Below are 12,165 nucleotides of genomic sequence, written 5' to 3'. Positions count from 1 at the left end.
CGCGCCGGATCACACCAGCATCGACATCGGGTTTTCGATATAGCCCTTGAAGGCCGCCAGAAGTTCCGCACCCAGAGCGCCGTCCATCACCCGGTGGTCACAGGTCATGGTCACGGTCATCTGGGTCGCCACCTTCATCTCGCCACCGCGCACCACCACGCGCTCCTCGGAAGCGCCGATGGCGAAGATGGAGGACTGCGGCGCATTGATGATGGCCGTGAAGTTACGAATACCCATCATGCCGAGATTGGAGACAGAGGATGTGCCGCCGGAATACTCCTCCGGCTTCAGTTTCTTGTTACGCGCGCGCTTCGCCATATCCTTCATCTCGTTGGAGATGGCGGAAAGGGTCTTCTGCTCGGCCTTCTTCACCACGGGGGCGTAAAGGCCGCCATCAATGGCCACGGCAACGCCGACATCCGAATGCTTCATGCGCAGAATGCGATCTTCCGCCCACACGGCATTACAAGCCGGAACCTGCTGAAGCGCCAGCGCCAACGCCTTGATGATGAAATCATTCACCGAGACGCGATAGGCCGCCTTGCCATCCTGATCCTTCGGGGCCTTGCCATTCACCTGCTCTCGCAGGGCCAGCAGGCCATCCAGCGTGCAATCCACCGTCAGGAAGAAGGTCGGTGTCACCTGCTCGCTTTCCACCAGACGGCGCGCAATGGTCTTGCGCATGCCATCCAGCTGCACCTCCTCATAGGTGCCTTCCTCGTAAAGCGCCTTGACCTGTTCAACACCAGGTGCGGTTGCAAGCGCGGTCTTCGGCGCATCCTTGGCAGCGATAGCCGGGGCTGGTGCTGCGGAAGCCGCAGCCGGCCTTGCCCCCGGCTGTGCGGCGTTCACATCCCGCGCCACGATCCGCCCGCGCGGACCCGAGCCGGAGATGGCCGCCAGATCAATGCCCTTCTCCTTCGCCAGACGACGTGCAAGGGGAGAGGCGAAAATGCGGGTGCCGGGTGCCGCTGCGGACACAACCGGCGCAGGTGCAACCACCGAAGTCGTTTCAGCCGCTGGAGACGGAGAGGCCGCAGGCGCTGCAACGGGGGCGGCAGAGCCCCCCTGCCCGGCAGTGGCCGCAACGTCCTTCACGTCCTCACCTTCCGTGGCGAGCACGGCGATGAGCTGGTTCACCGGCACATCCTGCGTGCCTTCCGGCACGAGGATCTTGGCCAGAATGCCCTCATCCACCGCCTCCACTTCCATGGTGGCCTTGTCGGTCTCAATCTCGGCGATCACGTCGCCGGATTTGACCTCCTCACCTTCCTGCTTCACCCATTTGGCGAGATTGCCCTTCTCCATGGTGGGAGACAGGGCCGGCATCAGAATATCGACAGGCATGGGCCGCCTCCTCAGCGATAGGTCACGGCATGGACGGCTTCGATCACTTCAGCGACCGAAGGCAGAGCCAGCTTTTCGAGATTTGCTGCATAAGGCATGGGCACATCCTTGCCGGTAATGCGCAGCACCGGGGCGTCGAGATAATCGAAAGCCTTTTCCATAAGCTGGGCGGCAATTTCAGCACCGATGCCGGATTGCGGCCAGCCCTCTTCCACCGTCACGCAACGGCCCGTCTTCTGAACCGAGGCGACGATGGTCTCCACATCCATCGGGCGGATGGTGCGCAGGTCAATCACTTCGGCCTCAATGCCCTGCTTGGCCAGCTCGTCAGCAGCCTTCAGGGCATAGGTCATGCCTATGGAGAAGGAAACGAGCGTCACATCCTTACCGGGGCGCGCAATACGTGCCTTGCCGATAGGCAGCACGAAATCATCCAGCTTCGGCACCTCGAAGCTGTGGCCATAGAGAATTTCATTCTCAAGGAAAATGACCGGATTCGGATCACGAATGGCCGCCTTGAGCAAGCCCTTGGCATCCGCCGCAGAATAAGGCGCGATAACCTTCAGGCCGGGCACATTGCTGTACCAGGCAGAATAATCCTGGCTGTGCTGGGCGGCCACGCGGGCGGCGGCACCGTTCGGGCCGCGGAACACAATGGAACACCCCACCTGCCCGCCAGACATATAATGCGTCTTGGCCGCCGAATTGATGATATGGTCGATGGCCTGCATCGCGAAGTTGAAGGTCATGAACTCCACGATGGGCTTCAGCCCCGCCATGGCGGCACCCACGCCGAGACCGGCAAAGCCATGCTCAGTAATGGGCGTATCCACCACACGCTTGTCGCCGAACTCCTGAAGCAGACCCTGGGTGATCTTGTAAGCACCCTGATATTCCGCCACCTCTTCACCCATCACGAAGACATCGCCATCCGCGCGCATCTCTTCGGCCATGGCATCGCGCAAGGCTTCACGCACGGTCTGGGTGACATATTCCGTGCCAGCGGGTACTTCAGGATCTGCATGGGCCACGGCCATGGGTTCGGCCGGTGTGGTCGCAACAGCCGGAGCAGCGGGCACTTCCGCAGAAGAAGCCACCGGCGCCACAGGAGCCGCAGGCACCGGGCCCGCGGCTACGGCGGCAACATCCTCACCCTCGGTGGCGATGATGGCGATAGGCGTATTCACCGCCACATCCTGCGTGCCTTCCGCTACGAGGATCTTGGCGAGGGTGCCTTCATCCACCGCCTCCACTTCCATGGTGGCCTTGTCGGTTTCGATTTCGGCGATCACATCGCCGGGCGCAACGCTGTCGCCCTCCTGTTTCACCCATTTGGTGAGATTGCCCTTCTCCATGGTGGGAGACAGGGCCGGCATGAGGATATCAATGGCCATGGCAGTCAGCTCTTGCTCGGCGACGAGAGGAGGAAGCCGGGCGTGTTATCCCTGCCTCCGCAACAGTTCGCGCCATGATGGGATCATTCGCGACATCACCCGCCGCGACATTCGGGAGAGAAGTGGCATCGTGCATTCCGCCGGCCACTGCGCAGACCGCATCTGCCGGAAAGGAGAAGAAGGACGCCACCATGACACGCCTCAGCGCAGAATATCGGTGTACAGCTCGGAGGGTTCCGGCTCAGGATCGTTGCTGGCGAAATCGGCCGCCGCCGCCACGATCTGGCGAACCTCCGCATCAATCTTCTTCAGCTCTTCCTCAGTGGCCTGATGCGCCTCAAGCAAACGCACCCGCACCTGTTCGATGGGGTCATGCTCGGTGCGCATCTTCTGCACTTCTTCCTTCGAGCGATATTTAGCCGGATCAGACATGGAGTGGCCGCGATAGCGGTAGGTCTGCATTTCCAGAATGTAAGGGCCATTGCCTTCACGGGCGAAGGCCAGCGCGCGTTCCGCCGCAGCCTTTACCGCACGCACATCCATGCCATCCACCTGTTCACCGGGGATGTTGAAGGATACGCCGCGCTTGGAAAAATCCTGCTGGGCAGAAGAACGGGTCACCGAGGTACCCATGGCATATTTGTTGTTTTCGATGACATAGACGACAGGCAGCTTCCACAGCTCGGCCATGTTGAAGCTTTCGTAGACCTGCCCCTGATTGGCTGCGCCATCACCGAAATAGGTGACAGAAACCTTGCCATTCTCGCGGTAACGATCCGCGAAGGCGAGGCCCGTGCCCAGAGAAACCTGAGCACCTACAATGCCATGACCTCCAAAGAACTGCTTCTCAATGCTGAACATATGCATCGAGCCGCCCTTGCCCTTGGAATAACCACCACGGCGGCCCGTCAGTTCAGCCATCACGCCATTGGCGTCCATACCGACAGAGAGCATGTGGCCATGGTCACGATAGCCGGTAATCACCTGATCGCCGTCTTCCATGGCCATCTGCATGCCCACCACCACGGCTTCCTGGCCGATATAAAGGTGGCAAAAACCGCCAATCAGGCCCATGCCATACATCTGGCCGGCCTTTTCCTCAAAACGGCGGATCAGCAACATCTCCCGATAGGCGGAGAGATCTTCCTCTTTCGTAAAGGTTGCAGGCTCTGCGGAAGCAGCGGCGGAGCGGGCGGTGGTTTTTCTGGTGGCCATCGGCATCCTCGGGAAGCGCTGGAGTTGTTTTTTTCTACCGCAGCTTCCGAAGGCTTCAAAGCCTCAAATGCAAATGTTGCGCCGCAACATCTTGCAAACGCTTGATTCCGAAGAAATGAACTTAATTTCAGTTCATGTGCATGATGAACTGAAATTAAGTTCAATTGCTGCGGAGCAGCACAAGATCATTGGGGTGAACGAAGTTCAATTGACGCCGCCCCTGCTCATCCAGCATGTCTGGATCGAGTCGCCGCGCATCCAGCAGAGAGACCTTGTGCTCCAGCTTGCTGCGCTGAGCGCGCAGATCTGCCAGCTCACTCTCAAGCCGGCTTAATTCCTGCTCATAGCTGCGCTTGGCCATCAGCCCATGGTCACCCGTATAGGCGTGATAGGCAAAATAACCGATGAGCGCTGCGGCCCCGAGATGAAGGGCGAGCGTGACGAGAAAGGAGCGGAGGCGAGAGCGGCTTTGCATGAAGCCAGATTAGCTCAATTCAGTTTCTGCCCTGTTAAGGCTCGCTCCCTTTTCAGGAGCATGCCTTAATGACGACTGCAAAGACAAAGGAAGCGAACGCCCGCCCTCAGATCCCACATTTCGAAATGATGCCCTCGCACCTTGTTTGCATTTTTGCATACGAAAAATGCGAATTCCCGCATGGCATTTTTCCCTGCTGCACGGCACAACAAGAACACAACATTGAGCCACACCCGTTGCTCGCTCGCTTCAATCAGGCCCTGTTTTCATAAGTTCAGGAGAAGGCCCATGTCCGAACCCGTCGTCGCCATCGTCTATCATTCCGGTTATGGCCATACCAAGGTGCAGGCCGAAGCCGTTCTCTCCGGCATCCACGAAGTCAGTGCCATTGAGGGGCTGCTCATTCAGGTAGAGCACGTGGATGAACACTGGGACGAGCTGGATAATGCAGCCGCCATCATCTTTGGCTCACCTGTCTATATGGGCAATGTGTCCGCAGCCTTTCAGGCTTTCGCGGAGAAGAGCTCCAAGCGATGGTTTGAATCCAAGTGGAAGGACAAGCTGGCTGCCGGCTTTGTCAATTCCGGTAGCCAGAATGGCGACAAATCCCAAGCGATCAATGCTCTCTTCACGCTGGCCCAGCAGCATGGCATGATCTGGGTTGGTCTGGGCCACCTGCCGGGCAACAATTCCTCAACCGGCTCCATCAATGACATCAACCGCCTTGGCGGCTTCTCAGGTGCCTTCGCCCAGTCCAATGTGGACCAGGGCTCGGAAGTCGTTCCGCCAGAGGCTGACCGTCGCACAGCGGCACTCCTCGGCAAGCGTGTCGCTGAGGCGGCCTTACGCTGGACCCGCGGCGCCTGACAACGCCCTCGGTAGCACCAGCTTCCGCATCGCCAGGAACATAAAAGGCGCGCCCACCTGGCGGTGAGCGCGCCTTTTCATCCCATCCTGAATGGCGGGGCGGATCAGGAGAATTTATTCGTCCGCGGGAAGCCCTTAGGCGGCATCCGCCCTGCGGAGGCCCTCTCGCCCTGCCACTCCAGCAATTCATTCACAGTCCAGGTGCGCCCGGAACTGTCTTCCCATGTCAGCCCATCCGCCAGATTGAACAGCTTGATATCCGCCAAGCCGCCATCGCGATAACGCTGCAAACGCACACCACGACCTCGCGTCATTTCCGGCACCTGCGAAAGCGGGAAGAGCAACAGCTTCCGGTTCTCACCAATCACCGCAACCGTATCGCCTTCGACAACTCGCACGACTTGCGCCGTATCCGGTGCATCAACCACCAGCACTTGTTTGCCCTTGCGGGTATTGGCGACACAATCATCCTCATTCACCACAAAGCCACGGCCCTGTGAGGAAACAACCAGCAGCTTGCGACCCGGCTGATGCGGGAAAACGGATACAATCTCCGTCTCCTGATCCAGATCAATCATCATGCGCAGCGGCTCGCCATGCCCGCGCCCCCCAGGCAGCTTCGCAGCTTCGGTTGTAAAGAAGCGGCCATTGGAGGCACACAGCATCAGCTTTGAGGTGGTCTCTGCGAAAAAGGCGTGGCCCAGTCCATCGTCCGTCTTGAACTGAAGATTGCCCAGATCCTGCACATGCCCCTTCAGCGCGCGAATCCAGCCCTTTTGTGACACCACCACTGTGATGGGCTCACGCTCCACCAGGGCTTCCGTGAATGCCTCCTCGGCCAGCTCCGGCGCTGCGGCGAAGGTGGTACGGCGACGGCCGATTTCAGTTTCCGGGCCATAGGTTTTGCGGGTTTCACGAATTTGCTTCGCAATTGCCTTCCACTGCGCGCCTTCAGACGCCACCAGCTTGTTAAGCGCATCCTGCTCTTTCGTCAGGGCATCATGCTCCCGGCGAATTTCCATCTCTTCCAGCTTGCGCAGAGAGCGCAGACGCATGTTCAAAATGGCTTCGGCCTGCACATCCGTCAGGCCAAAGGTGCGCATCAACTCGGCCTTTGGCTCATCCTCCTCACGGATGATGCGGATCACCTCATCCAGATTGAGATAGGCGATGAGATAACCGCCCAGCACCTCCAGCCGATGTGCGATTTTCTCCAGGCGATAGTGGGAACGGCGCAGCAGCACATCACGGCGATGATCCAGCCACTCGCGCAGCGCTTCAGCCAGCGAGAGCACCTTGGGAATCTGCCCGCGCACCAGCACATTCATGTTGAGGGAAATGCGGGCTTCAAGCTCCGTGAGCTTGAACAGGCTTTCCATCAGCACTTCCGCTTCCACCGTGCGGGCACGTGGCTCCAGCACGAGGCGAATATCTTCTGCGCTTTCATCGCGCACATCCGCCAGAAGCGGCAGCTTCTTGGAGGTCAGCAACTCGGCGATCTTCTCCACGAGGCGGGATTTGGCCACCCCATAGGGAATTTCCGTCACCACCACCACATAACCGCCGCGCCCGGCCTCTTCCTTATGCCAGCGCGCCCGCACGCGAAAGGCGCCACGCCCGGTGGCATAGGCTTCCGCAATGCCAACAGGATCATCCACCAGCACACCGCCCGTCGGGAAATCCGGCCCCGGCACCAGCTTCAGCAGATCAGCTGAAAGCGCATTGGGATGGTCGATCAGGTGCAGCGCCGCATCCAGCAGTTCAGCGGCATTATGCGGTGGAATGGAGGTGGCCATGCCAACAGCGATGCCCTGTGAGCCATTGGCCAGCAGGTTCGGGAAAGCCGCCGGCAACACCACGGGCTCCTCCTCGGAGCCATCATAGGTGGGGCGAAAATCCACAGCATCTTCATCAATACCATCCAGCAGCAGACGAGCCGTCTCGGTCATCCGCGCTTCGGTATAACGCATGGCGGCGGCATTATCGCCATCGACATTGCCGAAATTGCCCTGCCCATCCACCAGCGGATAACGCTGGGCAAACTCCTGCGCCAAGCGCACCAGTGCATCATAAACAGACTGGTCGCCATGGGGGTGGAACTTACCGATCACATCACCCACAACGCGGGCGGATTTCTTGAAGCCCTGCCCCGGATCCAGCTTGAGCTGGCGCATGGCGTGGAGAATACGCCGGTGGACAGGTTTCAACCCATCACGTGCATCGGGCAATGCGCGATGCATGATGGTGGAGAGAGCATAAGCAAGGTAGCGCTCTTCCAGCGCTGCCTTCAGCTGGACGGTTTCAATATGGCCGTCGCCGGGTGGGGTCTTCGTGCGGGTTGCCATGCTTGCCAGTACCCCGCAACGCAAGGCAGGACAAGGCGTTTATACGCATGGCCCCGCCCCTTCCCCGTTTTGCAGGGACTAGATGCCCCACTCCGTCTGTTTCAGATGGAAACCGGGTTGGCCTTGGCCAACACATCAAACCCCTGAAGCGTCTTCAGCAGAGCCTCAAGCTGAGCCAGTGGCACCATGTTCGGACCATCCGAAGGGGCGTGATCCGGGTCGGGGTGCGTTTCGATGAACACACCCGCCACGCCAACCGCTACAGCCGCGCGCGCCAGAACCGGAACAAACTCGCGCTGCCCACCAGAAGAGGAGCCCTGCCCGCCCGGCTGCTGCACACTATGCGTGGCATCGAAAATGACCGGCGCACCTGTCGTTTTCGCCAGGGTTGGCAACGCGCGCATATCGGACACCAACGTATTGTAGCCGAAGGAGACGCCGCGCTCCGTCACCAGCACATGCGGGTTTCCGGCGCTGGTAAGCTTCTTCACCACATTCGCCATATCCCACGGCGCGAGAAACTGACCCTTCTTCACATTCACTACCCGACCGGTCTGCGCGGCAGCGACCAGAAGATCCGTCTGACGGCAGAGAAAGGCAGGAATCTGAAGCACATCCACCACTTCCCCCACCGGGGCGCACTGGGTGATTTCATGCACATCCGTCAGCACCGGCAAGCCCAGCGTTTCGCGGATTTCGGCGAAAACGGGCAGAGCCGCCTTCAGGCCCATACCACGCGCTGCGCTGGCGGATGTTCGGTTGGCCTTGTCGAAAGAGGTCTTGAAAATCAGCCCCATGCCCAGCCGGCTGGTAATCTCCTTCAGAGCAGAGGCCACTTCCAGCGCATGCTCCCGGCTTTCCATCTGACACGGGCCGGCAATCAGCGAGAGCGGCAGGGCGTTGCCAATCCGCACATCTTTCACGCAAACGACGGTATCAGGCTGGAGAGATTGAGATGCGGTCATCAGACGACTCTTTCCGTGATGCGAAGGCGCATTACATCTGCAATATCGGCCCGGAAGGCAAGCGACCAGACCAGACAAAGCCTGCTCATCGCGAAAAGAGCCGGATTCCTCATGACGCCGCGCGATGCTCAAAAATCAGTGTGGCTCCCATCGCCGCATGAGGTGGCACCACGATAATGCCCTGAACAGCCTCATTCACCATATGCCGCGCCTCCAGAGAGCGACGCAATTCCGCCGCGCCAGAGGTTGTGAAGCGCACCGCAGCGATACGCAGCCCCCGACCTTCCGGCGCAGAAGCGCCATAACGCCGATGAAACAGGGTCGGTGTCATCACCTCAATCTCGCCACGCGGCGTCTGCGCAACATACCAATCATCCCGCGCGCGCAGCACGGGCACCTCTGTCACCACTTCCAGAAAGCGCTGATGTTCGGCCGGCACTTCCGTAACCAGTGAAATACCCGCAACAGCACTGACGTGATTGGAATGGCGCTGAAACGCTTCAGACCAGAAGTTTTCCGGCTGATGCTGCGTAAAAGTCATCACACCCAGATCTGGAGAAAGGGGGTCCTGCGTAAAAGCCATTGAGCAGGAGAGATCCGCCTCAGCTCCATCCACCTTGCGCACGGTGTGGGCCACACGACCGACAGGAGCATTTCCATAGCCCGCAGTTTCAAAAAGTCGCCGCTCCGCCTCGGCATCATGGCCTTCCAGCGCCAGCATCGAAAAACCTTCGCCGCGCTGCTCCAGAAAGGCAGCATTAAAGCGGGCCGGCAAAAATTCACCATTTTCCGCAGAAGGAAGCGGGACCTCCTCCGCAATTTGCAATATCTCGATGAAGAAACCCGGCGTTTGTACAATGCGATTGAACGAACCGCACGGCAACGCATTGCGCGCCCCTACAGTAAATCCAAGCAGGTCATACACTTCCCCTGCGGCATCCAGATTGCGAACAAGATGAATGACATGGTCAAGGCCACGGCGCATGGCTTCTCCTTGTTATTAAGTCACGCGCCGTGAAGAGGTAAGTTGCGGCGCGCCCATGGACGAGCAAACCGGCATGAAAAGACCGGCCTCCGGGGCAGGCTCTCATGATACAGCCGCATCATGACATTCATAGCCTCCCAAGCTCATCTCATGTCGGCTCAGCACCATATGAGACTAGAAACAAATATGATTATAGCGCCTAAAATGTTTTGAGCCTGCCGGGCAAACCGGACAGGCTCAAAATGACAAGCGCTAGCGCCGCATCAGAAGGTCAGAACAGACGGCTCTGCTTCATCGCCGCCTTCACGAAAGAACTGAACAACGGATGAGGCTCGAAAGGACGCGAGCGCAATTCCGGGTGGAACTGTACACCGATGAACCACGGGTGATCCGGGTATTCCACGATTTCAGGCAACAACCCATCCGGGGACATACCGGAGAATTTCAGGCCGTGCGCCTCAAGCCGCTCCCGATACGCAGTATTCACCTCATAACGATGGCGATGGCGCTCGGAAATCTGAGTGCTGTTATAAATCTGGGCCACATGGCTGCCTTCAGCAAGCGCCGCCTGATACGCGCCAAGGCGCATTGTGCCGCCCAGATCGCCTTCAGCAGAGCGCTTCTGCAATTCTTCACCTTGCACCCACTCGGTCAGCAATCCGACGACCGGCTCAGCTGTCGGCCCGAACTCACTCGAATTCGCATCCGTGATTCCAGCCACATTACGCGCAGCTTCAATGACGGCCATCTGCATACCGAAACAGATGCCAAGATAAGGCACCTCATGCTCACGCGCAAAACGCGCCGCGCGAATCTTGCCCTCCGCACCACGCTGGCCAAAACCGCCCGGCACCAGAATGCCGTGCACATGCTCCAGGAAGGGGGCCGGGTCTTCACGTTCAAAGGTCTCGCTCTCGATCCAGTCGAGATTGACCTTCACGCGATTGGCGATACCACCATGAGCCAGCGCCTCCATGAGAGACTTATACGCATCTTTGAGGCCGGTATATTTGCCAACGATGGCAACCGTGATTTCCCCTTCCGGGTTGCGCACACGGGTTTCAATATCAGTCCAGCGTTTCAGATTTGGTGCCGGCGCAGGCTCGATATGGAAAGCGGAGAGCACTTCACGATCCAGCCCTTCCGCATGGTAGGCAGATGGCACGGCATAAATGTTATCCACATCGCGCGCCTCGATCACCGCGCCTTCCGGAACATTGCAGAACAGCGCAAGTTTGCGGCGCTCCTCACGCGGGATCTCGCGATCTGTCCGGCACAGCAGAATATCCGGCTGGATACCAATGGAACGCAGCTCTTTCACCGAATGCTGGGTGGGCTTTGTCTTCAGTTCACCCGCGGAAGGGATATAGGGCATGAGCGTGAGGTGGATGAAGATGGCATGCCCGCGTGGCAGTTCATTCTTCAGCTGACGGGTCGCCTCAAAAAAGGGCAGGCCTTCAATATCCCCAACCGTGCCGCCCACTTCGACCAGCACGAAGTCATAACCTTCATTTCCATCGAGGACGAAATCCTTGATGGCATTGGTGACATGGGGAATCACCTGCACCGTGGCGCCGAGATAATCGCCGTGCCGCTCCTTGGTGAGGATATCCATATAGATGCGGCCGGTCGTGATATTGTCCTGCCGCGTGGCCGGACGCCCGGTGAACCGCTCATAATGGCCCAGATCCAGATCGGTTTCGGCGCCGTCATCGGTTACAAAGACTTCACCGTGCTGGTACGGGCTCATCGTGCCGGGATCGACATTCAGATAGGGATCCAGCTTGCGCAAACGCACCGTATAGCCGCGTGCCTGAAGCAAGGCGCCCAGAGCCGCAGAGGCGAGCCCCTTGCCCAGGGAAGACACGACGCCGCCGGTGATAAAGATATAGCGCGCCATGGACAGACCTCACCTCATACAAACATGATTCAGCGAGCCGAGAACCTCTGCTCTCGCCTCGCTCGATTAAATGAATGCCGCCGACCCATGCCGACGGCACGAAACTCACTGAGACTGCGGAACCTGTGGGCCCGCCGGTGCTGTTTCAGCCCCCTCAGTTGCGCCCGATTGCGCGCCATTGGGAGAGATCTGATCCAGAATTGTCGCCCCTCCTGATGCCGGAGCGGACGGTGCACTCTGCGCCGGAGCGGAAGGCTGAAGAAGCGAGCTGCCCCCACGATTCCACCCCGCAGACATAGTCAATGTCAGGGAAGTGATGAAAAAGAGAGCGGCAAGAATAGCTGTCGCCCGCGTCAGCAGATTGGCCGAGCCGCGCGCGGAGAAAAACCCACCTGCGCCTCCACCGCCGCCGCCGCCAATACCAAGGCCACCGCCTTCGGAACGCTGAATCAGCACCACGCCTATAAGCGCCAGCACCACCAGGAGGTGAATAACGATCAAAACCGTCTGCATGGAATCCATCATGTTCGCGCCAGCACCAGCCCATGGGTTGGCGCGCCAGTTGTCGGGTCTCTACACGATCAGGCACCCGGAGGGAACCCCATCAGGAGCGATATCCCGGCTTCCCTCATTCAAGGCAGGCACAATGATGTGTATGCGAACTGATATGGG

General features: G+C 59.1%; 10 protein-coding genes. 1 reads left to right on the top strand and 9 read right to left on the bottom strand.

All coding sequences use genetic code 11. The annotated features are described in order from the left end of the window. Window positions 1-9: 9 nt before the first annotated feature. The 4 genes from ACT6QH_RS01740 to ACT6QH_RS01725 all read right to left on the bottom strand — a co-directional run bounded on the left by ACT6QH_RS01740 (window position 10) and on the right by ACT6QH_RS01725 (window position 4,431). Window positions 10-1,347, bottom strand: coding sequence for a pyruvate dehydrogenase complex dihydrolipoamide acetyltransferase (locus ACT6QH_RS01740; protein WP_444973091.1), 1,338 nt, complete (start codon window positions 1,345-1,347; stop codon window positions 10-12). Between the two features lie 11 nt (window positions 1,348-1,358). Continuing rightward, on the bottom strand, window positions 1,359-2,741 hold the full coding sequence (locus ACT6QH_RS01735; RefSeq protein WP_444973090.1) for a pyruvate dehydrogenase complex E1 component subunit beta: 1,383 nt from the start codon (window positions 2,739-2,741) through the stop codon (window positions 1,359-1,361). A 201-nt stretch (window positions 2,742-2,942) separates the two neighbouring features. Beyond that, window positions 2,943-3,956, bottom strand: coding sequence for a pyruvate dehydrogenase (acetyl-transferring) E1 component subunit alpha (gene pdhA, locus ACT6QH_RS01730; RefSeq protein WP_444973089.1), 1,014 nt, complete (start codon window positions 3,954-3,956; stop codon window positions 2,943-2,945). Between the two features lie 160 nt (window positions 3,957-4,116). After that, complete coding sequence (locus ACT6QH_RS01725) at window positions 4,117-4,431, bottom strand: FtsB family cell division protein (RefSeq protein WP_444973088.1); 315 nt, start codon at window positions 4,429-4,431, stop codon at window positions 4,117-4,119. Between the two features lie 288 nt (window positions 4,432-4,719). Here ACT6QH_RS01725 and ACT6QH_RS01720 point away from each other — a divergent pair, with 288 nt between their 5' ends. Next, complete coding sequence (locus ACT6QH_RS01720; protein WP_444973087.1) at window positions 4,720-5,298, top strand: flavodoxin family protein; 579 nt, start codon at window positions 4,720-4,722, stop codon at window positions 5,296-5,298. A 104-nt stretch (window positions 5,299-5,402) separates the two neighbouring features. On the opposite strand, the gene parC is transcribed toward ACT6QH_RS01720, so the two are convergent. The 5 genes from parC to secG form a co-directional block, all read right to left on the bottom strand. Continuing rightward, complete coding sequence (gene parC, locus ACT6QH_RS01715; RefSeq protein ID WP_444973086.1) at window positions 5,403-7,643, bottom strand: DNA topoisomerase IV subunit A; 2,241 nt, start codon at window positions 7,641-7,643, stop codon at window positions 5,403-5,405. A 101-nt stretch (window positions 7,644-7,744) separates the two neighbouring features. After that, window positions 7,745-8,608, bottom strand: coding sequence for a 3-deoxy-8-phosphooctulonate synthase (gene kdsA, locus ACT6QH_RS01710; protein WP_444973085.1), 864 nt, complete (start codon window positions 8,606-8,608; stop codon window positions 7,745-7,747). 109 nt (window positions 8,609-8,717) lie between these two features. Beyond that, window positions 8,718-9,593 (bottom strand): VOC family protein, encoded by an 876-nt coding sequence (locus ACT6QH_RS01705; RefSeq protein WP_444973084.1) that lies wholly within the window; start codon window positions 9,591-9,593, stop codon window positions 8,718-8,720. Window positions 9,594-9,864: 271 nt separating this feature from the next. Next, on the bottom strand, window positions 9,865-11,493 hold the full coding sequence (gene pyrG, locus ACT6QH_RS01700) for a CTP synthase (protein ID WP_444973083.1): 1,629 nt from the start codon (window positions 11,491-11,493) through the stop codon (window positions 9,865-9,867). A 105-nt stretch (window positions 11,494-11,598) separates the two neighbouring features. After that, window positions 11,599-12,006 (bottom strand): preprotein translocase subunit SecG, encoded by a 408-nt coding sequence (secG, locus tag ACT6QH_RS01695; RefSeq protein WP_444973082.1) that lies wholly within the window; start codon window positions 12,004-12,006, stop codon window positions 11,599-11,601. Window positions 12,007-12,165 lie beyond the last annotated feature (159 nt).

Source organism: Haloleucobacter albus, assembly GCF_052492075.1.
The sequence above is the reverse complement of the archived record's forward strand: the minus strand, read 5'-3'. Positions and strand labels throughout refer to the sequence as shown.

Excerpts from the sequence above, each read along its gene's own strand:
- ACT6QH_RS01735 (WP_444973090.1), bottom strand. The coding sequence starts at position 2,741 with ATGGCCATTGATATCCTCATGCCGGCCCTGTCTCCCACCATGGAGAAG.
- secG (WP_444973082.1), bottom strand. The coding sequence starts at position 12,006 with ATGCAGACGGTTTTGATCGTTATTCACCTCCTGGTGGTGCTGGCGCTT.
- parC (WP_444973086.1), bottom strand. The coding sequence starts at position 7,643 with ATGGCAACCCGCACGAAGACCCCACCCGGCGACGGCCATATTGAAACC.
- kdsA (WP_444973085.1), bottom strand. The coding sequence starts at position 8,608 with ATGACCGCATCTCAATCTCTCCAGCCTGATACCGTCGTTTGCGTGAAA.
- ACT6QH_RS01740 (WP_444973091.1), bottom strand. The coding sequence starts at position 1,347 with ATGCCTGTCGATATTCTGATGCCGGCCCTGTCTCCCACCATGGAGAAG.
- ACT6QH_RS01725 (WP_444973088.1), bottom strand. The coding sequence starts at position 4,431 with ATGCAAAGCCGCTCTCGCCTCCGCTCCTTTCTCGTCACGCTCGCCCTT.
- pyrG (WP_444973083.1), bottom strand. The coding sequence starts at position 11,493 with ATGGCGCGCTATATCTTTATCACCGGCGGCGTCGTGTCTTCCCTGGGC.
- ACT6QH_RS01705 (WP_444973084.1), bottom strand. The coding sequence starts at position 9,593 with ATGCGCCGTGGCCTTGACCATGTCATTCATCTTGTTCGCAATCTGGAT.
- ACT6QH_RS01720 (WP_444973087.1), top strand. The coding sequence starts at position 4,720 with ATGTCCGAACCCGTCGTCGCCATCGTCTATCATTCCGGTTATGGCCAT.
- pdhA (WP_444973089.1), bottom strand. The coding sequence starts at position 3,956 with ATGGCCACCAGAAAAACCACCGCCCGCTCCGCCGCTGCTTCCGCAGAG.